This is a genomic window from Micromonospora tarapacensis, from assembly GCF_019697375.1.
Taxonomy (GTDB): domain Bacteria; phylum Actinomycetota; class Actinomycetes; order Mycobacteriales; family Micromonosporaceae; genus Micromonospora; species Micromonospora tarapacensis.
In genome coordinates, this window is record NZ_JAHCDI010000003.1 from 253211 (window position 1) to 278639 (window position 25429).

General features: G+C 74.0%; 23 protein-coding genes and 1 pseudogene. 12 read left to right on the forward strand and 12 right to left on the reverse strand.

The annotated features are described in order from the left end of the window. Window positions 1-40 precede the first annotated feature (40 nt). Both KIF24_RS02040 and KIF24_RS02045 read right to left on the reverse strand, forming a co-directional pair. A complete protein-coding gene (locus KIF24_RS02040; RefSeq protein ID WP_221082513.1) occupies window positions 41-331 on the reverse strand; it encodes a hypothetical protein in 291 nt (96 codons plus the stop codon). Continuing rightward, window positions 331-588 (reverse strand): helix-turn-helix domain-containing protein, encoded by a 258-nt coding sequence (locus KIF24_RS02045; protein ID WP_221082514.1) that lies wholly within the window; start codon window positions 586-588, stop codon window positions 331-333. The genes KIF24_RS02040 and KIF24_RS02045 overlap by 1 nt, the downstream gene beginning before the upstream one ends. 265 nt (window positions 589-853) lie before the next feature. Between KIF24_RS02045 and KIF24_RS02050 the strand changes: the two genes are divergently transcribed. The 3 genes from KIF24_RS02050 (at window position 854) to KIF24_RS02060 (ending at window position 4051) form a co-directional block, all read left to right on the forward strand. Next, a complete protein-coding gene (locus tag KIF24_RS02050) occupies window positions 854-1258 on the forward strand; it encodes a hypothetical protein (protein ID WP_221082515.1) in 405 nt (134 codons plus the stop codon). Between the two features lie 239 nt (window positions 1259-1497). Continuing rightward, window positions 1498-2460: a hypothetical protein gene (locus KIF24_RS02055; RefSeq protein WP_331460985.1), complete on the forward strand. Its 963-nt coding sequence runs from the start codon at window positions 1498-1500 to the stop codon at window positions 2458-2460. After that, the gene (locus KIF24_RS02060) at window positions 2411-4051 is read left to right on the forward strand and encodes a hypothetical protein (protein ID WP_221082516.1); all 1641 of its coding nucleotides are present in this window, start codon (window positions 2411-2413) and stop codon (window positions 4049-4051) included. Before KIF24_RS02055 ends, KIF24_RS02060 begins: the two co-directional genes overlap by 50 nt. Window positions 4052-4070: 19 nt before the next feature. Here KIF24_RS02060 and KIF24_RS02065 read toward each other — a convergent pair whose 3' ends face one another. Further along, complete coding sequence (locus KIF24_RS02065; protein WP_221082517.1) at window positions 4071-5198, reverse strand: glycosyltransferase; 1128 nt, start codon at window positions 5196-5198, stop codon at window positions 4071-4073. Continuing rightward, complete coding sequence (locus tag KIF24_RS02070; protein WP_221082518.1) at window positions 5185-6186, reverse strand: glycosyltransferase family 2 protein; 1002 nt, start codon at window positions 6184-6186, stop codon at window positions 5185-5187. Before KIF24_RS02070 ends, KIF24_RS02065 begins: the two co-directional genes overlap by 14 nt. Window positions 6187-6352: 166 nt before the next feature. On the opposite strand from KIF24_RS02070, the pseudogene KIF24_RS02075 reads away from it, so the two are divergent. Then, window positions 6353-7170 (forward strand): annotated as a pseudogene (locus KIF24_RS02075) (enoyl-CoA hydratase/isomerase family protein). Window positions 7171-7181: 11 nt separating this feature from the next. On the opposite strand, the gene KIF24_RS02080 reads toward KIF24_RS02075, so the two are convergent. Then, entirely contained in the window at window positions 7182-8717 is a 1536-nt protein-coding gene (locus tag KIF24_RS02080; protein ID WP_221082519.1) for an FAD-dependent oxidoreductase, read from the reverse strand. Between the two features lie 43 nt (window positions 8718-8760). Continuing rightward, window positions 8761-9243, reverse strand: a complete 483-nt coding sequence (locus KIF24_RS02085) for an MSMEG_6728 family protein (protein WP_221083130.1) — start codon at window positions 9241-9243, stop codon at window positions 8761-8763. Between the two features lie 102 nt (window positions 9244-9345). Between KIF24_RS02085 and KIF24_RS02090 the strand changes: the two genes are divergently transcribed. Further along, entirely contained in the window at window positions 9346-11292 is a 1947-nt protein-coding gene (locus KIF24_RS02090) for a potassium channel family protein (protein WP_230414794.1), read from the forward strand. Here the strand turns inward: KIF24_RS02090 and KIF24_RS02095 are convergent. Both KIF24_RS02095 and KIF24_RS02100 read right to left on the reverse strand, forming a co-directional pair. Next, window positions 11210-12436, reverse strand: coding sequence for an APC family permease (locus KIF24_RS02095; RefSeq protein ID WP_221082520.1), 1227 nt, complete (start codon window positions 12434-12436; stop codon window positions 11210-11212). The two genes, KIF24_RS02090 and KIF24_RS02095, sit on opposite strands and share 83 nt — an antisense overlap. A gap of 9 nt (window positions 12437-12445) precedes the next feature. Next, window positions 12446-13213, reverse strand: a complete 768-nt coding sequence (locus tag KIF24_RS02100) for a phosphatase PAP2 family protein (protein WP_221082521.1) — start codon at window positions 13211-13213, stop codon at window positions 12446-12448. 112 nt (window positions 13214-13325) lie between these two features. On the opposite strand from KIF24_RS02100, the gene KIF24_RS02105 reads away from it, so the two are divergent. Then, entirely contained in the window at window positions 13326-14537 is a 1212-nt protein-coding gene (locus tag KIF24_RS02105) for a DUF4032 domain-containing protein (RefSeq protein ID WP_221082522.1), read from the forward strand. A gap of 18 nt (window positions 14538-14555) precedes the next feature. Here KIF24_RS02105 and nagA read toward each other — a convergent pair whose 3' ends face one another. The 3 genes from nagA to KIF24_RS02120 form a co-directional block, all read right to left on the reverse strand. Continuing rightward, window positions 14556-15665: an N-acetylglucosamine-6-phosphate deacetylase gene (nagA, locus tag KIF24_RS02110; protein ID WP_221082523.1), complete on the reverse strand. Its 1110-nt coding sequence runs from the start codon at window positions 15663-15665 to the stop codon at window positions 14556-14558. Then, window positions 15662-16600, reverse strand: a complete 939-nt coding sequence (locus KIF24_RS02115) for an ROK family protein (protein ID WP_221082524.1) — start codon at window positions 16598-16600, stop codon at window positions 15662-15664. Before KIF24_RS02115 ends, nagA begins: the two co-directional genes overlap by 4 nt. Before the next feature lie 70 nt (window positions 16601-16670). Beyond that, window positions 16671-17600: an SIS domain-containing protein gene (locus KIF24_RS02120; protein ID WP_221082525.1), complete on the reverse strand. Its 930-nt coding sequence runs from the start codon at window positions 17598-17600 to the stop codon at window positions 16671-16673. Window positions 17601-17796: 196 nt separating this feature from the next. Here KIF24_RS02120 and KIF24_RS02125 point away from each other — a divergent pair, with 196 nt between their 5' ends. The 6 genes from KIF24_RS02125 (at window position 17797) to KIF24_RS02150 (ending at window position 23058) form a co-directional block, all read left to right on the forward strand. Then, complete coding sequence (locus tag KIF24_RS02125) at window positions 17797-18582, forward strand: DeoR/GlpR family DNA-binding transcription regulator (RefSeq protein ID WP_221082526.1); 786 nt, start codon at window positions 17797-17799, stop codon at window positions 18580-18582. A 123-nt stretch (window positions 18583-18705) separates the two neighbouring features. Further along, the gene (locus KIF24_RS02130) at window positions 18706-19716 is read left to right on the forward strand and encodes an ATP-binding cassette domain-containing protein (protein WP_269440564.1); all 1011 of its coding nucleotides are present in this window, start codon (window positions 18706-18708) and stop codon (window positions 19714-19716) included. After that, window positions 19713-20726 (forward strand): ABC transporter permease subunit, encoded by a 1014-nt coding sequence (locus KIF24_RS02135; RefSeq protein ID WP_221082527.1) that lies wholly within the window; start codon window positions 19713-19715, stop codon window positions 20724-20726. Before KIF24_RS02130 ends, KIF24_RS02135 begins: the two co-directional genes overlap by 4 nt. Before the next feature lie 170 nt (window positions 20727-20896). Continuing rightward, window positions 20897-21349 carry a DUF3263 domain-containing protein gene (locus KIF24_RS02140; protein ID WP_221082528.1) on the forward strand — a complete coding sequence of 151 codons (453 nt, stop codon included), beginning with the start codon at window positions 20897-20899 and terminating at the stop codon, window positions 21347-21349. Between the two features lie 79 nt (window positions 21350-21428). Beyond that, window positions 21429-22445 carry a hypothetical protein gene (locus KIF24_RS02145; RefSeq protein WP_230414799.1) on the forward strand — a complete coding sequence of 339 codons (1017 nt, stop codon included), beginning with the start codon at window positions 21429-21431 and terminating at the stop codon, window positions 22443-22445. A 106-nt stretch (window positions 22446-22551) separates the two neighbouring features. Next, window positions 22552-23058, forward strand: coding sequence for a GNAT family N-acetyltransferase (locus KIF24_RS02150; RefSeq protein ID WP_221082529.1), 507 nt, complete (start codon window positions 22552-22554; stop codon window positions 23056-23058). 6 nt (window positions 23059-23064) lie between these two features. On the opposite strand, the gene KIF24_RS02155 is transcribed toward KIF24_RS02150, so the two are convergent. Next, window positions 23065-25422, reverse strand: a complete 2358-nt coding sequence (locus KIF24_RS02155) for an AAA family ATPase (protein WP_221082530.1) — start codon at window positions 25420-25422, stop codon at window positions 23065-23067. Window positions 25423-25429: the final 7 nt, after the last annotated feature.

Here is a 25429-nt window from a genome sequence, read left to right on the forward strand (position 1 = left end):
TGTGAGCCCCCGACCGTGTCCGCGGTCGGGGGCCCGCTTGTTACGCCGCCCGTTTCCGGGCTGCTCGCGCCTTCGCGCTGGCCAGTGCGGCCTTGCGCATGTGGGCCCGACGGAGCCGGTCGACGGCGGCCGCGAGGTCCTCGGGCGACAGGACGCCCTCCGGGTCGGCCTGCTGTTCCAGCCGTCGCCGGCGTCCCTCGTTGGCGGGTCCGAGCGCGGCCGTGCGCTGCTCGCTGGTCGTGCGGGCCCACCGGTGCAGCACGCCGATCGCGCCTGCGAGGCTCCGCTGGCTCGCGGGTAGGGCTGCAAAGCCCTGGCTCTCGCGGCCCATCAGGCGACGCCGGCCTGGTCGCGGTCGGCTCGGAAGGCGTCGCGGGTCTCCGGCTGGAGGACCCGGATCAGCGCCGCGTGGACCGACGCGCTGGCTCGCGGGGAGTGCCCCAGCTCGAGCTTGGTCACGTACGCCCGGGATACCCGGATGCGAGTCGCCAGGTCGGCAACCTCGATGCCGCGGTCGATGCGGATCCGCCGGAGGGCGTCCCCATCGATCGGGACGGCCGTGGTCGGTCGTCTGCGGGTCGTCGTCATGCCCGCAGTGTAGGCACGGCTAGGAACATCTAGCAACAGGAACAGCCGGGAACAGAAATTTGCATATCGCCACCTGCCGTGAGACGGCGATTCACGTTGATTCACGTTCGTGACTTAAAACAACCTTGAGGCCAGGGCTCTAGGTGTTCCCTGCTGTTCCTGCGAGACTGTTCCCGTGTCGAGGAGAGGCAGCGGTCCGGTGGACGAGTCAACGCGCCGACGGGAGGCGGGGGCGATCGTCCGGCGGGCGAGGCGTGCGCGAAACATGACGATCGACGCGGCCGCCAAAGCGGCGACGGTCGGGCCGGTCACCTGGCGAAATATAGAAGTTGGTGAGCGCGCCAAGGCGTGGACCTTGGAAAAGGTGGACCGGCAGCTCGGCTGGCCGCCTGGGTCCCTTGAGCGCTACATCCGTGGCGACGACACCGCGCTGACCGGAATCGACTCGGCGGGCGGCACAAGCTCGGTGGACGATGTCGACCTCGTCCTCAGTCTTGATCTACCTGACACCACCAAGGTGATCCTCATTCGGGCCGTCAGGTCGGGTGGCGAGCCGCTCGACGCGATCCTCGCGATGGATCTCGCGGACGCCGACAAGGTCACCGCCATCCAGGCGCTGCGCGAGCTGTTCACCCAGCGTTCGGCCGCCACGCCCGCCCGCAGCGCCTAGTTCACCGACCACCCGCTTATCGACTTTGCGCACGGATGACCAGCGCTCACCAGCCCGAACCGTACGACGTTCAGGCGCTCCCTGCTTGTAAGCGGGATGTCGCCGGTTCGATCCCGGCCGGGGGCTCCATCTGTATCACGCGCGGCGCACCGGGCTGACACCTCGATGTGGCCGGGTGTTCAGGCAGACCCGTTAGGCTCCGCCTTCACCCGTCACCACGAGCAGGGACGCCCGCCGCCGTGCACCATGCCAACCACTACTACGGGCACTCGCACGTGCTGGCCCGGTACTGCGGACTCGACGACCGGGATCCGCCGCGCATCCACGGCTACCTCCAGCACGGCTGGAACATCGGCGACGGGATGGCCCCCGACCACGAGTTCGTGCCGGGGGTGCCGCTGTTCCTCTGGTCCGAGCGGACCCGGCGGCGGGCCTGGTCGCTCGGCCGCCGGCAGACGTACGTGGTCGGCTCGCCGTGGGCCTACCTGCTGGCGATCGAGCCGGCCGGCCCGCCGGAGCGGGAGGGGACCATCTGGTATCCCTTCCACGGTTGGGAGGGGCAGCGGGTGGTGGGCGACCACGGCCGGCTGATCGACGAGATCCGGGCGGTGGAGCCGGGGCCGGTGACGGTCTGCCTCTACTGGCAGGAGTACCGGTCGACGCGGGTGCGGCAGCACTACGAGCGGGCCGGCTTCCGGGTGGTCTGCCACGGCTACCGGGGTGGCCGCTGGAGCGACCTCGACCGCGGGTTCCTGCACCGGCAACTGGCCGAGCTGCGGCGGCACCGGCGGGTCGCCTCGAACCGCCTGTGCAGCGCGGTCTTCTACGGCATCCTGGCCGGCTGCGAACCGGCGGTCTACGGCGACCCGATGCAACTGGCCGGCGAGGCGCCGGTGTGGGGCGGCCAGCCCCGGATCCGTCGGCAGTGGGCCGACCTGCACGGCCCGCAGGTCGCCCCGGACATCGCCCGGGAGTGCGCGGTGGCCGAACTGGGCGCCGACCGCCTGCTTCCGCCGGCCGAACTGCGCCGGCTGTTTCGCTGGCCCGAGCCCGCGCCGGTGGCAGCCGGCACGGGGGCGACGCCGACGCGGCCCGCGACCACGCCGCGCCACCCGGTGCGACGGGCGGGCGGCCTGGCACGGAGGTGGCCCGTTGAGCGTGCAGCTGCTCGGGGGCGAGATGCTCGCCTGGTCGGATCTTGACGGCATGCACGGCACCGGACCGGTACGGGGACCGGGACTGGCCGCGCTGCTGACCGCCGCGTCCGGCCGCACCCTCGTGGTCGGGCCGCACCATCCCGAGCTGCTCGACGCGTTGCCCCCGGCGGACCTGACGGTCCTGGTGCGGGGCCTGCCGGACGCCGAGGCACTGGCCGCGCGGTACGCCGATCGGCCGGGGGTGCGGGTGTGCTGCGGCGGACCGGAGAAACTCACCGGCATGCCGCCGTACGACACCGTGGTCGCCCTGGACGGGCTGGCCCGGCTGAGTTCCGCCGAGGGAGCGGAGCTGCCCTGGGGCGCGGCCTTCGACCTGCTCACGTCGGTGCTGCGGCCGGATGGCCGGCTGCTGCTCGGGGTCGAGAATCACCTCGGGCTGCACCGGCTGCTGGCGGTGCCACCCGAGAGCACCGACTCCGACTGGGCGGCGCTCGGCGAGTACGACGACACCCGCCCGGCGGGACTGGTCCGCCTGCGGGCCCACCTGGCGGTGGCCGGGATGCGGATCCGCGGCACCTGGGCGACCTTCCCGTCACCCGTCGCCCCCGCAGCCCTGCTCGGCACCGAACTGCTGACCGACCCCACCCTTACCGGCTTCCTCCAGGCCACGGTGGCCGGCAGCGGGCGCGTCTCCGTCGCGCCGGACCGGCCGCGGCTGGCCGATCCGGATCGGCTGGCCGGGGCGGCGATCCGGAACGGGGCCGTCCTGGAACTCGCACCCGGCTGGGTCGTGCTGGCCGAACGGCCGCCGGGAAACCTGGCTGAGCAGGCCGCCACCGCCGCGGCGGTGCTCGTGCACGGCGGTCGGCTCCGGGAGATCCACCGTGACCCGGTGCGCGGATGGCGGTTCGCCGACGGCGCGGAGGTTCCGTCGGGGCGTACCGTCGAGGATCTGGTGGTGGCCGCGTCGCTGCGGCGGGACCTGCCGGCGGTGGGTGCGCTGCTCACCGGCTGGCAGTCCGGTGTGGCGGCCGGCGTCCCGGCGGACCGGGTGGTCCGCACGCCGGCCGGCACCTGGCACGGCCTCGCCGATCCGACCGCGCCGGCGGCGGTGCTGCGGCGGCTGGCGTCCCGGCTGGTCGACGCGGGGCTCGCCCACCTGTGGCCGGCCGGTGAGCTGGCCGCGACCCTGGCCACGATGGCCGGCCAGGAGGCGGGTCCGCCTGTCGACGACGTCGGCGGCGGCACCGCCGGGGGATGGCGGGAGCTGCTGGTGGATCGGGAGCGGCTGGCTCGCGAGCTGGCCGAGGCTCGCGCCCTCCAGCGGTGGTACGAGCGGACGCTGACCGAACGTGACGGCGAGCTGAAGCGGTTGCGCCGGATCGTTTCGCTGCTGGACGGCACCCCCACCGCTCGGGCCGGCCGCCTCCTGCTCGCCGGTGCCCGCACCGCCCGCCGCACCGCCCGCACCGCCCGCTCCACCCTCCGCCGCCTCCGCCCCCCGACTAACCCCCACCCCACCCACCCCCCACCCCACCCCACCCCCACCCCCCACCCCCGCTCACGTCGATCATGCAGTTGTGGCGCCTCAGAAATGGCACGAAAGGCACACTTTTCTGGCGCCACAACTCCATGATCGGCGAACGGTGTGGGGGTTAGGGGTTAGGGGTTAGGGGTGGGGGGAGGGTGGTGTAGAGGTGTTCTAGGTGTTGGGTTTGGCGGTGGAGGTCGAAGTCGGTCTCGGCGCGATGGCGGGCTGCCTTGCCGAGACGGTCGCGCAGTGCGTCGTCGGTGAGCAGCCGGCGGAGGTTCGCGGCCAGGGCGGACGGGTCACCCTCGGCGCAGAGCAGGCCGTTCGCCTCGTGGGTGACCGCCTCGGGGATGCCGCTGTGGTATGTGGAGACGACCGGCACGCCGACGCCGAACGCCTCCAGGATGGTGGTGGGCAGGCCCTCGGTGTCGCCGTCCGACGCGGTCCGTGACGGTGCCGCGAGGATCCGCGCCCGGCCGACGTGCCGCATCACCTCGGGTGGCGGGAGGGTGCCGGCGAACGTCACGTCCACGCCCAGCAACTCGGCGCGGGCGCGTACCCGTTCGTGCAGCGGGCCGGTACCGACGAGCAGGACCCGGGGACGCAGGTCGGGCAGCATCCCGACGGCCTCGACGAGGTCGTCGACCCCCTTCTTCTCGACGAAGCGACCGACGAAGACGACGTCCCACTCCTTCGGCCCGGCCGCCGGCTCCGGCGGTACGGGTACCCCGGTGTGGTGTACGCGGACCTTCGCGGGATCCGCCCCCAACTCCACCGCCCTGTCCCGGATCGCCCCGGAGACGGCCAGGACCAGCGTGGCCCGGTCGAACATGGTGCGCAGGTTGCGCCGGTGCCGGACGCCCCGGGGGCCGGGGGCGGCTGCCTGCCGGGTCACGTCGAGGCCGTGCAGGGTGACGACCAACGGGATGCCGAGCTGGGTGGCGGTGCGGCTGATCAGCCAGCCGTCCCCGCCGAAATGGGCGTGCACCACGTCGGGTCGCAGCCGGGCCAGCAGCCGGCCCAGCCGGGGCGAGCCGCCGGTCAGGCGCAGTCGCAGCCATTCGCGGCGGCCTCGTGGCGTGTCGGGGCAGACCACCACGTCGCTGTCCCGGGAGAGCGCCGAGACGACCCGGATCGCGCCCAGGTAGACCGGACGCCAGGTGGGCAGCGCGTCACCCTGGTTGCGGATGAACGTCTCCGACCCGGGCAGCAGGCAACTGCGCCAGATCACGGCGACCCTATCTCCGGACATCTGCCCCGATCTCCGCCGCCCCGGGCTGCGCGCCGGCCACGGACCGTTCCTTGGCCCGGCGCCGGCCGAGGATCCGGTCGCGTACCTGGTGCCGCAGCTGCGGGGGGATCAGCCAGATCTGCACGAAGGCGAGGTAGTCCAGGGCACCCGGCCGGCCGTGCCGGCGTGCCTCGGCGAGCAGCAGGCGGAAGACCCGGAAGCTGCGGGTGGGTGCGGCCATCGAGCTGATGACGCTCATCGTAGTCGCCGCGTAGGCCCGCGGGGTGATCAGCGGGCGGATCCCGCGCAGCCACTCCAGCTGCGCCTCCCAGGGCGAGCTGAGACTGATCCGCGGGCGGTTCTCGTCCTGGTGCCACAGCACGAGCGGCTCGGCGGCGATGAGCAGGTCGACGTCGGCATGGCTGGTCGCGCGTACGGTCCAGTCGAGTTCCTGCTGCCGGCGCAGGCCGACGGTGAACGGCACCCGGCGCAGCAGTTCGGTCGGCGCCATGATCGTCGAGGTCTGGATGAAGCCGTCACCGTGGAAGAGCCCGCGCCGCAGGGTGAGGTACTCGCAGATCGGCTCGCCCGGCTCCGGCAGCCGGCGGGGCATCACGAACTCCGCCCGGGGCGTCTTGTTGATCAGGCGACTGGCGATGATCGGGTTGGCCACCGAGGCCTGGCGGGCCAGGTCGAGCTGCACGGCCAGCTTGTCGGGCAGCCACTCGTCGTCATCGTCGAGCAGCGCCGTCCACCGGGCCCGCGCCTCGCCCACGCCGACGTTTCGGGCGTTGGGCGCGCCACCCTTCCCGGGCAGTTCCACCACCCGCAGCCGGGGGTCGCCGATCTCGGCCAGGGCCTTGCAGGTCTCCTCGTCGGGACCGTCCACCACCACAACGACCTCGATGTCGGTCACGGTCTGGGCGAGGGCGCTGCGGACCGCCCGGGTCACCAACGCCGGCCGGGCGAAGGTGGGGATGACCACGCTGACCTCGGGTGTGGATGGCATGACCACCTGCTCACTCGTGCCGGGTACGACGTGCGGGCAGTGCGACGCTAGGTGGCGTGGACGGCCCGCCGGTGAATGGCAGGCGGCTGCCAGGCATACAGCTCTGGTCGTGGCGGTCCTCCCCGACCGGCGGACCCGCCCGGGGAGGGTGGCGCACCGCGCCGCTATGGTCGCCGTACCAGGAGCACGCCGTGGCGCGGCGGAGGGATGGTGGGCGGTGGCGGATGCGGAGCTGGTCGTCGAGGTGGCGGGCGCGGTGGCCACGGTGGTGATTCGCAACCCGGGCCGGCGCAACGCGATGACCCCGGCCATGTGGCGGCAGCTGCCGGTGCTGCTCGACGGCCTGGAGGCCGACCCGGCGGTACGCGCGCTGGTGCTCACCGGCGCCGACGGCACCTTCTGCGCCGGCGCCGACCTGGGCGACCTGGACGAGCTGCTGGAGGCGGGCGACGGCAGCATCGCGGTCGCGGCGGAGGAGCGGCTGGCCAACTTCGCCAAGCCGACGGTGGCCGCGGTGCGGGTGCCTGTGTCGGCGGCGGCTGTCAACTCGCTGTCGCCTGCGACCTGCGGATCGCCGCCGCCGACGCGCGGTTCGGCGTACCACCGGCCCGGCTCGGCCTGGTCTACCCGGCGCCGACCACCCACCGGCTGGCCCGGCTGGTCGGCCCGGCGGCGGCCAAGCATCTGCTTTTCACCGGTGAGCTGGTGGACGCCGGGCGGGCGCTGCGGATCGGCCTCGCCGACGAGGTGCTGCCCGGTGCCGAGCTGGACGGCCGGATCGCCGGGCTCACCGGCGTGATCGCCGAACGTTCGCAGCTCAGCGTCGTCGCCGCGAAGGAGATCATCGACGGCCGGCCGGACGACGGCCGGATGGCCTGGTGGCACGGGCAGGTGCGGGCCAGCGGCGAGGCCCGGGAGGGCGTCGCCGCCTTCCATGAGCGCCGCCCGCCCAGGTTCCGGTGGACGCCGCCCACCGGGAACTGAGCCGGCGCAGGTCAGGCTGGCCCGCGTCGGGCGAGCAGGCCACGGGGCCGGACCGAGTGGACCGGCTCGGCAGCCCCGCCCTCCGCCCGCAGGATGTGGTTCGCCGCGACGATGCCGGTGGCCGCCGCCCGTTCCATCAGGGCACCGGGAAAGTCGGTGCGGATGCCGTCGCCGGCCAGGTAGAGCCCGCCGGCCTCGGTGCGAACCCGGGGCCGCCCGGCGTGCCCGCCGGGGGCGAAGGCGGGTGCCTTCGCCTCCACCCGGGCGCGCAGCTCCCGCACCCGCAGACGGTCCACCTCCGGCCAGAGCGTAGCCAACTCGGTGCGCATCCGTTCGGCCAGCTCCACGGCCGGCACACCCGCCGCGCAGGCGTACGCGTGCAGCTCGATCACCGAGCCGCCACCGCGCTCCGCCCAGCGCCGGGACTCGCGCTCCAGCCGGTGGTACAGCGTCACCGAGTCCAGCGTGGACTGCCTGGACACGCCGCTGAAGATCGCCCGCCCCGGGTCGACGTCCCCGTCGCACCAGTAGCGCGCGACCGCGTACGGAGGACCGGGCCGGCCGTACGCGGGCATCGCCGCCGCCAGGGCCGGTGCCTCCCGGGCCAGCGACGGGGAGTCCGCGACCAGCGCGGCGAGTGCCGGCGGGTCGACGGCGAGCACGACGTGCCCGGCCTGGTGGACCCCGTCGGGGGTCTGCACCTGCCAGCCGGTGGAGTCGTGGTGCACTGCGGTCGCCGGGACGCCGGTGCGCACCTGGCCACCGTGTCGCTCGACGTGCCGGGCCAGGGGTGCCCAGATCGCCGTGGCATAGTCCTCGTCCGGGCAGTCGAAGGCCAGCCCTTCCGGGTTGCCGAGCAGGTAGAAGTGGAACTGGGCGATCATCTCGGCGGCCGACATCTCCGCCTCGTGGTTGAAGAACGAGTGGGAGAAGACCTCGAAGAGCATCGCCCGCGCCCGGTCCGGCAGCCGCAACGAGGTGAGCAGCCCGTCGGCGGTGGCATGGTCGAAGTCGGCGTAGGTGCCCACCGGGTCGTACGCGAGCAGCGGCAGCGCGGCGTCCCGGTCCATCCCGCGCAGGTCGCGCAGGCGCAGGCTGGGACTGCGGGCAAGCAGGGTGAGCAGGTTCGCCGGCGGGGCGGGTGGCAGCCGCCCGAACTCCTCGGTCGGCCACTGAGCGCTCAGCACCGGATAGCCGGGGACGGCCCGCAGGAAGCCCAACGCCGGGTCGATCCGGCGCAGGATGTTGCGCCAGTTGTAGTACTGCCGGAAGAAGGCGTGGAAGCCGTGCTCGTTGGTCAGGCGGGTGCCGTCGGCGAGCGTCTCCGGCCAGGCACCGAGCCGCCCACCCAGGGCCGGCGAGGCTTCCAGCACGGTCACCTCGACGCCGCGCTCGGCGAGCACCACCGCCGCGGACATGCCGGCGATCCCCCCGCCGACGACCACCGCGGAGACCGGTCGCGGCACCCGGGGTGCACCCACGCCGCCCGGATCCACCTCGTGCGGGCGCACGCCGATGAGCCGCCCGAACAGCTTTGACAGCGCCATGCGCGACCTCCCGCAGCGATCCACCTCAGTGTGCTCGCCCCGATCACCGTGGGCAGTGCCGGGGGCGGTCCGAGGTGGGCCAGACGTACTCCAGGTCGTCCGGGACGCCGTCGCCGAAGATGGGGCGGTAGTGCGCCGGATCCTTGCGCAGCAGCGAAGAACGGTGGCTCAGGTGCACGTCCGCCCGGCCGAGCCACGGCGGCAGCTCTCCTGCGCTGGCGAGGTCCCGCTGGCTGCGGACCCGGTCGATGCCGCAGGCGGCGGCGAGGTCGGCGGCGAGCGTCCGCGCGCAGGTGTCGGCCCGACCGGCGGCGCACCAGACCGCGCAGACGTCCAGCCCGTACCGGGTGAGGGCTTCCTCGTACCCGGCCCACATCCGTACCGCCGGGTGGTTGCGCCAGCCGTACCGGGGCCAGGTCAACCCGCGTAGCACCTGGATCGCCTCGACCCGCTGCTTGCCCAGCCGTCGTTGGTCCAGCGCCCCGGCGCTGGCCAGGAAGTCCGGGTACGGCAGGAAGGTCTGCATGCCGCTGCCCCTACCCGCGAAGGGCCTGGACATGCCGTTCGGAAGGGACAGTCATGATCAGTGGGACTGCGCGAGCTGCGACCGCCTGTCTACCATCGGACCATGGCGGAGCCGCTGCTCGATCGGGCCCGGCGGGCCAGCCGCCGGTTGCGGGCCAACGGGGAGTCCCGGGCACACTACGTGATCTGCGGGCAGGATCCCCTGGCCTACTGGGTGGTGCGGACGATGCTCGCCACCGAGACGCAGGACGGCCGGGTGCGGATCACCCTGATCGTGCCCGACGGCCGACGCACCCCGGGGCCGGACGGTCGTGACCTGCCCGGCATCGAGGTGATCAGGGCCGAGCGGCTGGACGAGGCCGCCTTCCGCCGGGCGGGGCTGACCGGCGCCGCGGGGCTGGCGCTGCTGCACCAGGACGACGTGGGCAACATGCACGCCGCCCTCTGCGCGCAGGAGGTCGAGCCCCGGCTGCGCCTGGTGGTGCGGATGTTCAACACCGGGCTGGCCAACGGCGTGCTGCAGATCTTCCCCGACTCGGCGGTGCTGTCGGACGCCTCGATGGCCGCCCCGGCCTTCGTGGCCGCCGCGCTCGGCGAGGTCGCTTCGACGCACTTCCGGCACGGCGGGCGCACCCTCTACGTGGCCCGGCGCGACGACGTACGCCCGAGCGAGATCGTCTGCGGGGTGGCCGACACCCGCGACCCGCAGCAGGAACTGGTGCTCCCCGCCGACGACCGGGACGCCGACGTGGTGCTCGCCGAGGCCGCTGGCCGGGCGGCCGGCACCGAGCTGGCCGCGCGCCGGCTGGTCCGGGCCCGACGGCGGCGCCGACCGGTGGCGATGGTGCTCCGCGCGATCCGCAGCTTCGCCACCCGCAAGATCGGGCTCGCGGTGCTCGTGCTGCTCGCCATGGTGGCCGCACTGGGCGCGCTGTACGCCAACGCGGCGCACGTCAGCTGGGCCGACGCGCTCTACCTGACCCTGGTCACCACCCTCACCGGGCAGGATCCGGACACCGCCAAGTCGGCCGCCGAGCAGGTCATGCAGGTGGTGCTCAACCTCGCCGGGCTGGCATTGATCCCGCTGATCACGGCGGTGGTCGTCGACGGTGTGGTCCGCGCCCGGCTGGCCCTGCACACCGGGCGGATCCTGCCCGAGCGTTTCGGGCACGTCGTGGTGGTGGGGCTGGGCAACATCGGTACCCGGGTGATGGCCCAGCTCAACGACTTCGGCGTCGAGGTGGTGGCGATCGACAAGAACGCGGACGCGCGCGGTGCGGGGCTGGCCCGGCGGCTCGGCGTACCGCTGGTGGTGGGCGACGCGGGGCAGGAGGAGACGCTGCGGGCGGCCTCGGTCGCCACCTGCCAGGCGCTGGTGGTGGTCTCCACCGACGACGGGGCCAACCTGCGGGCCGCGCTGAACGCCCGGGCCATCAACGACCAACTCCGGGTGGTGCTGCGGCTGTTCGACGGCGACTTCGCCGAGCGGGTGCAGCGGGCCTTCGGCATCGGCACCTCGCGCAGCGTCTCCTACCTGGCCGCACCGTCGTTCGCCGCCGCCCTGCTGGACCGCGCGGTGATCGCCACCATCCCGGTGGGCCGGCACGCGCTGCTGGTCACCGAGGTTCCGGTGGCGTCCGGCTCGGCGCTGGACGGCCGGCCGCTCGCCGACGTCGGGCGGGCCGGCAGCGTACGCCTGCTCGCGCACGCCAGGACCGGGCAACGCCTCGACTGGTCGCCCGACCCGCGAATGGTGATCGTCGCGGGCGACCGGTTGACCCTGGTGGCCCGGCGAGCCGGCCTGAACGCGTTGCTGCGCGAGACGGCACCGCCCCCACCGCCGGATCCGGAGCCGGCGGCGGCCTCCGCCCGCGCGACGGCCTCGGCTGAGCACCCGCGGCATCGGAGGTGTCAGCGGCGGCGCCGGGCACAGCCGCCGTCAGCCGCGGCGCCGGGCATGGCCGCCGTCAGCGGCGGCGCAGGGCGTAGCCGGCGGCGCCGACGGCGAGCACCGCGAAGCCGGCGAGCACGCTGGTCCGCGGCAGGCTGACCGCGAGCAGCAGGCAGCCGAGCAGCCCGGCCACCGCCAGCGACTGCACCGGCAGCCGCCTGCCCCGATCCCGGCCCAGGGTCAGCGCCGCGGTGTTGGTGATCGCGTAGTAGACCAGCACCGTGCAGGCGGAGAAGCCGATCGCCCCCCGTACGTCGCCGAGCAGGACCACCAGGATCACCACGGCGGCCACCGCCAGCTCGGCGCGGTGCGGCACCCGGTGAACCGGATGGACCGCGTCTAGTGCGCCGGGCAGATCGCGGCGGCGGGCCATCGCCAGAGTGGTTCGGCCCACCCCGGCCAGCAGGGAGAGCAACACCCCCGTCACCGCGACGGTCGCACCGGCCCGGACCAACCACTCCAGGCCGGGCAGGCCGGCGGCGGACACCACGTCGGCCAGGGGCGCGGCGGACGCGGCGAGCCGGGCCGGTCCGAGCACCCCGAGCGCGACGACGGCCAGCAGCAGATAGATCGTCAGCACCACGCCGAGCGCCAGCGGCACCGCCCGGGGGATGGTCCGCTCCGGCTCGCGGACCTCCTCGCCGAGGGTGGCGATGCGGGCGTACCCGGCGAAGGCGAAGAAGAGCAGGCCGGCCGCGGTGAGCACGCCGCGGGCCGAGCCGCCGGGCTGATCGATCCGGCTGACCTGGACGCCGGTGGCGCCGGCCACCGTGACCAGGATCAGCACCGCGATCACGACCAGCACCAGGACCCGGGTGGCGGTCGCGGTCTTCGCCACGCCGCGCAGGTTCACCGCGGTCACCGCGACGACGGCAGCGACGGCGACGAGCCGGGCCTGCCCCGGCCAGAGGTACGCCCCGATGGTCAGCGCCATCGCCGCGCAACTGGCCGTCTTGCCGACCACGAAACCCCAGCCGGCGAGGAAACCGGCGAACGGGCCGAGCCGCTCCCGGCCGTAGACGTACGTGCCACCGGACTCGGGGTAGCGGGCGGCCAGTCGGGCCGAACTGGTCGCGTTGCAGAACGCGATGAAGCCGGCCAGGGCCAGCGCGACCAGCAGGCCGATGCCGCCGGCCGCCGCCGCGGCGGGAGCGAAGACCACGAAGACGCCCGCACCGAGCATCGACCCCAGCCCGATGACGACCGCATCCGGTACGCCCAACCGGCGCGCTAGTTGATCCACGAGGACACCCTAGGAGCGCTGGGTGAACGGTCGGTCCCACTGCCGTAGCCGGCCGGGTAACGGCAGGGCGTCCCAGGGCGCGCGGTGCAGCAGTCGGTCCAGCAGCAGCCCCAGCAGCAACCCGGCCACCGAGTCGGTCAGCCAGTGCCACCCCAGGTATGTGGTGGTGCACAGCACCACGGCCGGTGGCACGATCCGCACCACGAGCACCAGCCGGTCGGGCACGGCCCGGCCGAGGCTGGCCAGCAGCGGCACGAGCAGCAGCGCGAGCACGCCGTACCAGACGATCGCGTTGGCGACGTGCCCGGACGGGTAGGACTGGGCGAACCGCACCGGCAGGTCGTCCTGAAAGAGCGGAAGCGTCTGCTCCGGCGGCAGGAACGGTTCCTTGACGCTGGCACTCGGCGCGGGCCGGGCCGTCCAGACCTTCAGCGGACCGATGGTCAGGTAGGTGAGGACGAAGGCCGCCACCGGGACGAACAGCGGGCGCACGGACCGCAGCCGGACCGCGAGCAGGACCCCCAGACCGGCCGCGATCAGCGTCAGCGGGGTGCCCTGGCCGAGGTAGTTGAGGACGATCGCGATCCACCGGGCGGCCGTGGGCCGGTGCGCGTCGGCCCAGTCCGCCACCGCGCGGTCGAGCCCGAAGAACCAGCCGGCGGCGAGGGCGGCGGTCAGCCCGGCGAGGGCGGCGAGCAGCAGGGCGTCGAACCACCAGCCGGCCGGGCGCACCGGTGCCGGCCGCGTCCTCCGGCGTACCGGTGTCGTCTCCCGCACCCGGGCCACGCTACCGGCCGATGCCGGTGGCCGGGTGTGCGCGGTGCGCGGCGACTGTGGGCCCAGCCACGTGGGGAAGCTTTCCGGCGGGGAAAGCGTCAGACTTGACGCCGTGCGGATCACCTCGGCCCTCGTCGACCCGGCGCTGCTCGACCTTCCCTGGTCGACACCGCTGGAGCAGTGGCCGGCCGAGCACCTGGTCGCGCTGCCCCAGGGCATCTCCCGGCACGTGGTGCGCTTCGTGCAGCTGGGCGGGCACGTCTACGCGGTCAAGGAGACGGGCGAGCGGGTCGCCGAACGGGAGTACGACCTGCTGCGTGCCCTGGAACGGATCGACTTCCCGTCGGTGAAGGCGGTGGCGATCGTCGCCGACCGGGAGTCCGACGCCGGTGAGCCGCTGGATCCCGTCCTGATCACCCGTCACCTCCAGTTCTCCCTGCCGTACCGGGCACTGTTCTCGCACACGCTGCGGCCCGAGACGATGGGCCGGCTGCTCGACGCGCTCGCCGCGCTGCTGGTCCGGATGCACCTCACCGGCTTCTTCTGGGGCGACTGCTCGCTGTCGAACACGCTGTTCCGGCGGGACGCGGGCGCCTTCGCCGCGTACCTGGTCGACGCCGAGACCGGCGCGCTGCGCAGCGTGCTCTCCAACGGCCAGCGCGGTGAGGATCTGGAGATCGCCCGGGTCAACATCTTCGGCGAGGCGCTGGACCTCCAGGCCGCCGGCCTGCTGCACGACTCGATCGACCCCGAGGTGGTCTGCGAGGAGGTGGTGCAGCGCTACGAGCGGCTCTGGCACGAGATCACCTACGAGCAGCAGGTCGAGCGGGAGGCCCGGCACGACATCGAGGGGCGCATCCGTCGGCTCAACGAGATGGGTTTCGACGTGGCCGAGGTGGCCATGTCGAGCATCGACAACGGCCGCTACCTGATCCGGCCGAAGGTGGTCGACGCCGGCTACCACCACCGCCGGCTGCTGCGCCTCACCGGCCTGGACGCCGAGGAGAACCAGGCCCGCAAGCTGCTCAACGACCTCGACGCGTACCGGGCGGAGAGCGATCTGATCGACGAGCAGCAGGCCGCGCACCGGTGGCTGACCGAGGTGTTCGAGCCGGTGGTCCGGGCGGTGCCCGCGCCCCTGCGGCGCAAGCTGGAGCCGCAGGAGGTGTTCGCGCAGATCATCGAGCACAAGTGGCTGCTCTCCGAGCGGGCCGGCCGGGACGTCGGGATGCGCCACGCGGTGCAGTCATTCCTGTCGGACGTGCTGGTGCACCGCCCCGACGAGCAGGCCGTCCTCGGCCTGGAGATCCCTACGGCGGGCTGACCGGGCGCACCGCCCGCGTCACTGCACCCAGGCGCCGGCCCGCATCACCCGGACGACCTCCAGGTCGTCGTCGAGCACCACCAGGTCGGCGCGCAGGCCGACCTGCAGGGCCCCGACCTGGTCGCCGAGGCCGACGGCCAGGGCCGGGGTGGTGGACGCCATCCGCACCGCGTCGGGGACCGGCACACCGGCCGCCACCGCGTTACGCAGCGCCGCGGCCATGGTGAGCGTGCTGCCGGCGATCGCGCCGTCGCCGGAGAGCCGGGCCACCCCGCCGGCCACGGTGACCTCCTGGCCGCCCAGCTCGTACTCGCCGTCGGGCATGCCGGCGGCAGCCATCGCGTCGGTGACCAGCGCACACCGTTCCGCGCCGGCGGTCGAGGTGGCGAAGGCGAGGGTCCCCTCGTGCAGGTGCACGCCGTCGGCGACGAGTTCGCAGACCACGTTCGGCGCGGTCAGCAGCGCCACCACCGGGCCCGGCTCCCGGTGGTGCACCGGGCGCATCCCGTTGAACAGGTGGGTGCCGACGCTCGCGCCGGCCGACACGGCGGCGCGGGTCTGCTCGTACGTGCCGTCGGTGTGACCGACCGCGGCGACCACCCCGTGCCGGACGAGCAACTCGACGGCCGCCAGCGCGCCGGTCCGCTCGGGAGCCAGGGTGACCATCCGTACCGTCCCGTCACCGATTTTGATCAGCTCGGTCAGCTCGTCGGTGGTCGGGTCGCGGAGGAACTCGGGGTTCTGCGCGCCGCAGCGAGCGGCGGAGAGGTACGGCCCTTCGAAGTGGATGCCGGCCAGCAGGCCGTCGCGGACCAGCGGCGCGAAGGCGGTGGTGGCCGAGCGCATCAGCTCGAAGGGTGCGCTGACCAAGCTGGCCAGCAGGCTGGTGGTGCCGTGCGCCAGATGGAACGCGGCAGCGGCGCGGGCCTGCCCGGCGTCGCCGGTGGTGAAGGTGTGCCCGCCGCCGCCGTGGGTGTGGATGTCCACGAACCCGGGGACGATCCAGTGCCCGTCCCGCACCGACGGGTATTCGGCGACCGCGGTGATCCGATCATCCCTGACCTCGACGCAGCCCTGCCCGATCACCCCGCTCGGGGTCACCACCCTGCCGTTCACCCGTATGGTCACCGCGTCTCCAGTTGGTCGAGGGCGAGCAGGGCGGCGCCGAGACAGCCCGCCTCGTCGCCGAGGGCGGCCGGGACCAGTCGTGGCTCCCGGTGGAAGGTCAGTCGGTCCCGCATCGCGGCACGCAGCGGGTCGAACAGTCCGGCGCCGGCCTGGGCGAGGCCGCCGCCCAGGACCACGGTCTCCACGTCGTAGAGGGCCTGCCCGGTGGCGAGGCCGTCGGCCAGCGCCTCGACCGCCTCCTGCCAGACCCGGCTGGCCAGTTCCTCGCCGGTCGCCGCGCGGGCGGCCACCTCGGCGGCGGTCACCGTCGTCCGGCCCGTACCGGCGGCGCCGAGTTCGGCGTAGCGGCGCGCCACGGCGGAGGCGGAGGCGACCGTCTCCAGGCAGCCGCGGCGCCCGCAGCCGCAGCGCGGCCCGTCCGGGCGGACCAGGATGTGGCCCAGCTCCCCGGCCGCGCCGTGCGCGCCGGTGACGGCCGAACCGGCCACCACGTGCGCGGCGGCGATGCCGGTGCCGATGGCCACGAAGAGCACGTGCCCGGCGTCGCGGCCGGCACCGATCCGCGCCTCGGCGAGGCCACCGGCGCGGACGTCGTGGCCGAGCGCCGTGGGCAGGCCGAGCCGCTTGGCCGCCAGCTCGCGCAGGGGTACGTCCCGGAAGCCGACGTTCGCCGACCAGACCGCCACGCCGCGTGGCTCGTCGACGACGCCCGGCACCACTATGCCGAGCGCGGTCGGGGTGTGGCCGTCCGCGCGGGCCTTGCCGGCCAGTCCGTCGGCCACCGCCAGGACCGTCTCGATGACGGCGTCGGCTCCGCGACCGGCCTCGGTGGGGTGTCGTTCGGCGTGCACCACCTCGCCGTCGGCGCGGATCAGGGCGCACTTCATGCCGGTGCCGCCCACGTCCAGCGCGACGACCACATTCCCGTCGTTCACCTGGACACCGTGCCGGTGCCGGTGCGAGCGGTTGCGGTGCTGGTCGGCGGGTGCGCTCGCGGACGCCCGCTCACGCGAGCACCACGGAGCGGCTCAGGTGCCGGGGCGCGTCGGGGTCGAGCCCGCGGCTGGTGGCGAGGGCTACGGCGAAGCGCTGGGCCAGGATCAGGTCGGCCATCGGGTCGACCGGCGTGCGCCCGGCCGCCCACCGGCCCAGGACGGTGCGGCAGCCGTGGGTGCGGCTGTGTGCGAAGGCCGCGCCGGTGGCGGCGACGTCCTCGGGCAGACCGTCCGGCAGCTCACCGAAGGCCCAGACCAGCCGGCCGGGGGCGGCCACCGAGATGGGGCCGTGCCGGTAGTCCATGGCGGGGTACGCCTCGGCCCAGAAGGTGGCCGCCTCGCGGCACTTCAGCGCCGCCTCCTGGGCCAGCCCGATCGTCCAGCCTCGGCCCAGGAAGGTGACCTGCTCGATCAGGCTCGGGTCGATCGGCAGCGGGGCGCGCACGGCGACCTCCGCGTCGGCGACCAGGGCCGTCATGTTGTCGCCGAGGTTGGCGCGGAGCAGCGCCAGCGCGCTGGTGGCGAAGCGGGTCTGCACCACCGAGCGTTCGTCGGCGAACGGCATGGTGACGGCGGCGTCCGCGACCTCCACGGACGGTGAACCGGGGTCGCCGACCAGCACCGTGGTCGGCGTCCGCCCGCGCAACGCGGCGAGCAGGTCCAGCACCTCGGTGGTGGTGCCGGAGCGGGTGATCGCCAGCAGGCGGTCGTAGCGGCGGCCGGCGGGGAACTCGCTGGCCTGGAAGGCGTCGGTCTCGCCCTGGCCGGCGGCCTCGCGTCGGGCCGCGTACGCCATGGCGATGAACCATGACGTGCCGCAGCCGACGACGGCGACCCGCTCGCCGGGGCGCGGCAGCCGGTCGAGCGCCTGCGGCGCCAGTTCGGTCGCCTGGCGCCAGCAGTCCGGCTGGCTCGCGATCTCCGCGTGGACGTACGCCATGAGAACTCCTCGCAGGGGCGGACCGGTGCGCAATACGGCTCATTAATCCGGTCTTTCGAGCGCCATTCTGCGCGAAACCGGGTGGCAATGGCAACCGCAGTGGCGATCGAGCAGCCCAGGGTTTTGCCTCATCGTAGTTTCGAGCACTAGTGTGCACGCAACCAATCACCGGTCGTGCAGACACGGAGGCTCCGGGGTGGACCGCTACGCGAGATGGAACGCCCTGCTCGAAATGCTGACCGACTCCGGTCGGGTCACCGTCGAGGAGGCCGCCGGGCGGCTGGACGTCTCTCAGGCGACCATCCGGCGGGATTTCGACCAGCTCGCCCAGCAGCAGATGATCACCCGCACCCGGGGTGGGGCGGTCGCCAACGGGGTCTCGTACGACCTGCCACTGCGTTACAAGACGGCCAAGCACTCGGCAGAGAAGCAGCGGATCGGCGCCGCCGCGGCGGCACTCGTCTCGCCCGGCACCGTGGTCGGCCTCAACGGCGGCACCACCAGCACTGAGGTGGCCCGGGCGCTGGCCGTCCGGCCGGACCTCAACACCAATGCCGAGGGCGCCCAGTTGACCGTGGTCACCAACGCGTTGAACATCGCGAACGAGCTGCTGGTCCGCTCCCGGATGAAGGTCGTGGTGGCCGGCGGGGTGGTGCGGCCGAAGTCGTTCGAGCTGGTCGGGCCGCTGGGCGGAGCGCTGCTGCGCGAGGTCACCCTGGACGTGGCGCTGCTCGGCGTGGACGCGATCGACCCGCAACTCGGCGCCGCCGCCCACCACGAGGGTGAGGCGGCGATGAACAACCTGATGGTGGTCCGGGCCAAGCGGGTCGTCATCATCGCCGACTCGTCCAAGCTGGGCGGTCACGCCTTCGCCCGGATCTGCCCGGTGGACCGGGTCGAGACGCTGGTCACCGACTCGGGTGCCGCGCCCGAGGTGGTCGACGCCTTCCGGGTCGCCGGCGTCCACGTCATCTGTGCCTGAGGCGCGACGAAAGACCCACCGACAGGTTTCCTCCGGCGTGGCGGTGTATACCGGGCATTGCCTTCCGGTGCATACCACGTATGGTGTCGGTCGTCACCCACACACCTACGGGGGAGGTGCAGCTTGCCAGCTGTCCTGGAAATCGAAGGTCTACGAAAGACGTACCGAAGTCGACGACGCGGCACCCGCAACGCCCTGGACGGCTTCGACATGCGGGTCGAAGCGGGGCAGGTGCACGGCTTCCTCGGGCCCAACGGCTCCGGCAAGACCACCACGCTGCGTACGCTGCTCGGCCTGATCCGGCCCGACGGCGGCCGGATGGTGATCCTCGGGCACGAGGTGCCCGCCCAGCTGGACCAGGTCGCCTGGCAGGTCGGCGCGATCGTGGAGAGCCCGCAGTTCTTCCCGCACTTCAGCGCGCGGGACACGCTGTCGCTGCTGGCCGGCGCCGGTGACCTGCCTGCCCAGCGGGTCGACGAGGTGCTGGAACTGGTCGGCCTGCGCGAGCGGGCCGGCGAACGGGTCAAGACGTACTCCCTCGGCATGAAGCAGCGGCTCGCCGTCGCGTCGGCCCTGCTGAAGAACCCCCGGCTGCTGATCCTGGACGAGCCGGCCAACGGCCTCGACCCGGGCGGCATCCGGGAGATGCGCACGCTGATGCGCGACCTCGCCGAGTCGGGGATGACGGTGGTGCTCTCCAGCCACATCCTCGGCGAGATCCAGCTGATCTGCGACTCGGTCACCATCATCTCGCTGGGCCGGCGGGTCGCCTTCGGGCCGGTCGAGGAGGTGCTGGCGCAACACTCGTCCGGCGCCGTCCGGGTGCGCCTGGAGGCGGTCACCGACCTGCCGGTCGCCGCCACCGCGCTGACCCGCGCCGGGGTACGGGTCACCACCAACCCGGACCATCTGATGCTCGCCGGGGTGGACAAGCCGGCCACGGTCACCCGGTTGCTCGCCGAGCAGGGCCTCTACGTCAGCGAACTCGCGCCGATCGCGGTCGACCTGGAGAGCGTCTTCCTCGAACTGACCGCCACCGCGCCGGTACCCGGCCAGCACCGGCAGGTCGACCAGTCCGTACGAGTCGACGGGGCGGAGCCTTCCGCGTCCGCCGGAGGAGGTTGGGGCGCGTGAGTCTCTTCCGTACCGAGTTGCGCCGGCTGGCCAAGCGGCGCTTCGCCCGCTGGATGACGGCGGGGGGCCTGCTGGTGCTGGTCCTCGTGGCCGCGGGCATGTTCTTCAGCAACCAGAAGATCGGCCCCGAGCAGTGGGCCGCGGCCGAACGGCGCGCCGAACAGCAGTACCAGGAGCAGGTCCGCTGGGCCGAGACGGAACGCGCCAACTGCGAGCGGGCGAAGGCGTCGGGCGCCAACGTCGACTACTACCCGCCCGACTGTGCCGACATCAGCCCGCCGCCCCGCGAGTCGATCGAGGCAGAGTGGTTCCTGCCGTCGACCTTCGACTTCCGGGAGACCTTCGGGGAACTGCTGATCCCGCTCGCCGCGATCCTGGGCATGGTCGGCTTCGTGGTCGGCGCCTCCTTCGTCGGCGCCGAGTGGAACACCGGCGGCATGATGAACCTGCTGCTCTGGCGCCCCAAGCGACTGACCGTCCTGCTGACCAAGCTGGGCGCGCTGCTCACCGGGCTGGTAGCGCTCGCCCTGCCCGCCACCGCGGCCTGGTTCGGCAGCATGTGGCTGATCGCCAACTGGCGCGGGAGCACCGCCGGGATGACCTCGGGAACCTGGCAGTCGTTCCTGCTCACCGGGTTGCGCGGCATCGTGCTGGCGCTGGTCGCGGCCACGGTGGGCTTCGCCCTGGCCTCGCTCGGCCGGCACACCGCGATGGCGCTCGGTGGGGCGATCGCGGTCATGGTGGTCGGCCAGGTCGGGCTCGGCATCCTGCTGGAGATCGCCGGGGTCCGCTTCGCCGAGGCGTGGCTGCTGCCCACGTACGCGTTGGCCTGGATGACCAAGACGATCACCTTGCAGGACTGGCGGTCCTGCAACGCCACGTACACCGGTGAGTGTCAGCCGGCCACGCTGGACATCACCTGGCAGCACTCGTCGGTGCTGTTCACGGCCGGGGTCGTGCTCTTCCTCGGCGCGGCGCTGTGGGCGATGCGCCGGCGGGACATCACCTGAGACGACGGTGGGCGCGACCGGGGTGCCGGTCGCGCCCACCTCGCCGGCATCCGGCCGTGCACGGGGACGGCCGGATGCGCGCCGCGCCGGGGTGCGCCGGGTGGCGGCCCTGGCTAGGCTGGGAGGCCCGGTTGGCCGTCGCCCGTGCCGGCCGCCCCGTGAGGAGTCCCATGCAGCCCGCCGACGCCACCCCGGCAGCGCCGACCGGCCCGGACGCCGTCACGGTGCCGCCGCCGAGGTCGGCCCCCGAGGTGGAGTCGGCCCCGGCGTTCGGTGACCCGGAGGACAGCGCGCCCGGTGACGCCTCGCCGGACGACCCCGGCCGGGTCGGTGCCGCCGATGCCGGTGTGCGGGACAGCCCCGCGGCCGGTGCCGGCACGCCGGACGGCGGGCTCGGTGAGCGGGAGCGGGAGGTCCTCGCCTTCGAGCGGCAGTGGTGGCGGCACGCCGGCGCCAAGGAGCAGGCCATCCGGGACCGCTTCGGGCTCTCCGCCACCCGCTACTACCAGCTGTTGAACACGCTGCTGGACAACCCGGCGGCGCTGGCCGCCGATCCGGTGCTGGTCGGCCGGCTGATCCGGCTGCGCGCCTCCCGCGCCCGTAACCGGCGCCGCATTTCCTAGCCGAGCTCCGGGCGATCTTGGTGCAAATCTCTGGGGGCCAGCCGTACCAAGATCTGCGACGGGTGGCCAGGATCGGCGAATGCCGGACCATGGGGTGGGTAGCCAGGGTGCGGAGGTGGCGGCGATGACCGGAGGCGGCACCGCGCAACCGAGGCGGACGGCGCACGCGACCTACCCGCCGGGAGAGCCCGGGTTGCCCGAGGCGGTCCCGGCGGAACGCCGGCGGGGCGTGGCGGTCGGTGCCGCGCCGACCATGCGGGTACGCTCCGCCTCCGCGCCGCCGCCGGGCCGGGCGGCCAACGAGGATCTGGTGTTCCGGTTCGGCCCGCTGGTCGGCGTGCTGGACGGCGCGACCGTGCCGGAGGGCTTCGACACCGGCTGCGTGCACGGGCCGCAGTGGTACGTCCGGCACCTTGCCGCCCGGCTGGGCCTGGCCGAGGCGGCTCGCCCGGCCGCGACCCTGGTGAGCAACCTGGCCGCGGCGATCCTCGGCGTCCGCGCCGACCACGGCGGGCAGTGCGACCTTGATCATCCCGGCACCTTGTCGAGCACCGTGTGCCTGCTGCGCGACGGCGGCGACCAGGTCGACTATCTGGTGCTCTGCGACAGCCCGCTGGTGCTCGACACCGGCGGCCGGGTCGACGTGGTGGTCGACGACCGGCTGGCCGCCTCGGTGGCCCGCCTGCGCGCCACCGCCACCGCGCTGCCCGAGTCGGCCGACCGGGCCACCCGGTTCCGGCACGCCGTCACCGCGCAGCGGGAGCAGATGAACCGTACGCACGGTTACTGGGTCGCCGCCGCGGACCCCGAGGCGGCGTACCACTCGGTGGTGGGGACGCTGCCGCTGCGCGGGTCGGCCACACTGCGCCGGGCGGTGCTGCTCACCGACGGGGCCTCCGCCGCCGTCGAGGAGTTCGGGCTGTTCGACTGGACCGGCCTGCTCGACCTGGTGACCGCCGACGGGCCGGGCGCACTGATCGAGCGGGTGCGGGCCGCCGAGCGGGACCATCCGGACCGGCTGCGCCGGCACAAACCGGCGGACGACGCCTCGGCCGTGTACTGCGAGTTCACCCGGCCGGATGACCGCAACGCGTGAGCCGGGGGCGGAAACTCGGCCCGACCGGCCGGTCCTGCGTCCCCGGAGGGGCCGGCCGTCGCCAACCGGGTGGACTTGTGCCGGCAGGCGCGGAAGACTGCGGCACGTGACGGGTGCGGTCCGGTTGGAGCCGGTGGACGAGCAGAACCTCGAACCGCTGCTCTCCGTAGCGGTCGCCGAGGCCGAGCCGACTGACGTGATGCCGCCCGTGACGGCGCCGGCCGGCTGGTCGCACGCCCGGCGGGCGGCGTTCCGGGAATTCCACCGGGCCAGCTTCGGTGGCCTCGACGCGCCCACCCGCACCGCGATGTACGCGATCGTGGCCGGCGGCGAGGTGGTCGGCATGATCCGGATGAGCCGGCGGGACGAGCCCGACGTCGCCGAGGTGGGGATGTGGCTCGGCCGGTCGGCCCGTGGGCAGGGCATCGGCCCGGCGGCGGTGCGGGAGCTGTTGAACCTGGCGGCGGCGGCCGGCATGCGGGTGGTGGTGGCGGACGCGTCGTCGGAGAACCGCGCGGCGCTGGCCGTGCTCGAGAAGTGCGGCGCGAAGCTGCGCGAGGACGACAACCGGGTCTACGCCGAGATCTCCCTGGACAACACGCCGCCCTGTTGAGGGCGCTCAACCACGCTGCTCCGCGTACGCCGCCAGCCAGGCCACCTGGGCCGGATCCAGCGAGGGTCGCACCCTCGCCCGGGCCGTGGCGACGTGCGCGGCGGTGACCGTGGCGGCGGCCAGCGACTCGCGCATCGCGGCCAACGCCGCCTCCCGGACCAGGGCCGCGCAGTCGGCGGCCGAGAAGCCGTCCAGTTCCGCGCCGAGCGCGGCGAGGTCGACGTCCCGGGCGAGCGGCACGTTGCGCGCGGCGACCCGCAGGACCTCCGCCCGTGCCCGCTCGTCCGGCGGCGGCACGTAGACCAGCCGCTCCAACCGCCCGGGCCGCAGCAGCGCCGGGTCGACCAGGTCGGGGCGGTTCGTCGCGCCGACGACCACGACGTTGCGCAGCACCTCGGCCCCGTCCAACTCGGTCAGCAACGCGGCCACCACCCGGTCGGTGGTGCCACCGTCGGTCGCCTGGCCGCGCACCGGAGCCAGGGCGTCCACCTCGTCCAGGAAGATCAGCGTCGGTGCGGCCTCCCGGGCACGGCGGAACAGTTCGCGTACCGCGCGTTCGCTCTCGCCGACCCATTTGGACAGCAGCTCCGCGCCCTTGACCGACAGCACGTTGGCCCGGCCGGACCCGGCCAACGCGGTGACCAGATAGGTCTTGCCGCAACCCGGAGGGCCGTAGAGCAGCACCCCGCGCGGGGGCTGCACGCCGAGCCGGGCGAACGTGTCCGGGTAGGTCAGCGGCCACAGCACCGACTCGGTCAACGTCTGCTTGACCTCCACCAGGTCACCTACGTCATCGAGGCTCACCCGGGCCAGTTCGAGGCTGGCGGCGGCCATGGTGGTCGGCCGCACCACCTCCAGGGCGGTGGTGAAGTCTGCCATCAGCACCGTCGGTGTCTGCACCGACTTCTGGCGCAGGGCCGCGCGTACCCCAGCCTCGCGGACCAGCGCGGCCAGGTCGGCGGCGACGAAACCGGGGGTACGCGCGGCGACCTCGTCCAGCCGCACGTCGTCGGCGAGCGGCACCGGTCGGGTGAGCACGGTCAGCTGCTCGCGGCGCCGGGCGGCGTCGGGCAGCGGCACGTCGATCCGCAGCGAGAGCAGGTCCGGGGCGCGTAGCGCCGGATCGACGGCCTCCGGCCGGCTGGTGGTGCCGACCACCGCGGCCCCGGCCCGGACGATCTCGGCCGCGCACTGGCGGAACACGGTCGGCACCGGCCCCGCGGTGTCCGCGGGAGCCAGTGCCTCCACGTCGGTGACCAGCAGCACGGCCGGCCCGCCGGCCAACACCTCGGCCGTCACCGTGCGCAGCCGCGCGGCGGCCGAGGAGTTGCTCAGCGCCGCGACCTCGGGCGCCCAGAGCGGGTGTACCCGGGCACCGATCTGGGCGGCCACCGCGTGGACCAGCGCCGCCTTGCCCGAGCCGGCCGGCCCGCCGACCAGCACCCCCAGTGCCACGGCGGTGCCCAACCGGCCGAGCACCTCCCGGTGGTGGAAGCCGAGGTCGAGCAGCTCGGTCAACTGCTCGGCCTGCGACCGCAGGCCGGGGAGTTCGTCCACCGACGGCACGTCCCGCGGACCCGACTCGGTGCCGGTCCGGTCGGTGCCCGCGGCCCCTGGGCCGAGGCCGGCCCGGGTGGTTCCCGGACCCCGCGCGCCGGTCCAGGAACGGGTGCCGGCGCCGGCCGCGTCAACCGTCGACCAGCGGTCCGTTCCGCCGGCCACCGGGCGGCCACCCGGGTTGCCGGCCGGCGGCCGGCCGCCCGGCCCGGTGCCGGGATCGGCGTGGGTGGCGTGGCCACGTTCCCAGCCGACGACCGTCTCCATGGTGACCAGTGCGCCCGGGTCGGGCTCGGCGGCGACGACCCGCAGCAGGGTGCTGGTCCACGCGTAGCCGACCCGGGTGGAGAGGCTTCGCCGGGCGGCCTCGACCAGCGTGCGGGTCGAGGCGTCCGGCAACACGTCCTGCGGGAGCAGCGAGACGTCGTCCCCGGCGGTGACCACCTTGCCGAGCAGCGCCAGCCGCAGCATCTCCGGGGAGACCACCGCGACGACCTCCGCCGGCCCGGCCAGCCGTACCCGGCGTGCCGCGGTGACCGGTGCGGGGCTCACCAGCACCTGCCCGCCGTCGCGCACCCCGAGGTTGCCCAGCATCAGGTCGTCGGCGTGCAGCAGGGCGGCGCTCGCCGTCGGCTCGGCCGCCGCGACGATGCCGCCGGTCAGCCGCCGGCCGGCCAGCCGCACCGGGTCGCCGGGCCGCAGCGCGAGCGCGGTGAGCGCCTCCGGGTGCACCCGGACGATGCCCCGGCGGGCGTCCAGCGCGGCCGGCCGCAGGCTCGCGATCAAGGTCAGCTCGGGTTCGCCCACCGCCCGA

Coding starts and splice junctions, on each gene's coding strand:
- KIF24_RS02040 (WP_221082513.1), bottom strand. CDS start 331: ATGGGCCGCGAGAGCCAGGGCTTTGCAGCCCTACCCGCGAGCCAGCGG.
- KIF24_RS02045 (WP_221082514.1), bottom strand. CDS start 588: ATGACGACGACCCGCAGACGACCGACCACGGCCGTCCCGATCGATGGG.
- KIF24_RS02050 (WP_221082515.1), top strand. CDS start 854: ATGACGATCGACGCGGCCGCCAAAGCGGCGACGGTCGGGCCGGTCACC.
- KIF24_RS02065 (WP_221082517.1), bottom strand. CDS start 5,198: ATGTCCGGAGATAGGGTCGCCGTGATCTGGCGCAGTTGCCTGCTGCCC.
- KIF24_RS02070 (WP_221082518.1), bottom strand. CDS start 6,186: ATGCCATCCACACCCGAGGTCAGCGTGGTCATCCCCACCTTCGCCCGG.
- KIF24_RS02080 (WP_221082519.1), bottom strand. CDS start 8,717: ATGGCGCTGTCAAAGCTGTTCGGGCGGCTCATCGGCGTGCGCCCGCAC.
- KIF24_RS02085 (WP_221083130.1), bottom strand. CDS start 9,243: ATGCAGACCTTCCTGCCGTACCCGGACTTCCTGGCCAGCGCCGGGGCG.
- KIF24_RS02090 (WP_230414794.1), top strand. CDS start 9,346: ATGGCGGAGCCGCTGCTCGATCGGGCCCGGCGGGCCAGCCGCCGGTTG.
- KIF24_RS02120 (WP_221082525.1), bottom strand. CDS start 17,600: ATGGCGTACGTCCACGCGGAGATCGCGAGCCAGCCGGACTGCTGGCGC.
- KIF24_RS02140 (WP_221082528.1), top strand. CDS start 20,897: ATGCAGCCCGCCGACGCCACCCCGGCAGCGCCGACCGGCCCGGACGCC.
- KIF24_RS02145 (WP_230414799.1), top strand. CDS start 21,429: ATGCCGGACCATGGGGTGGGTAGCCAGGGTGCGGAGGTGGCGGCGATG.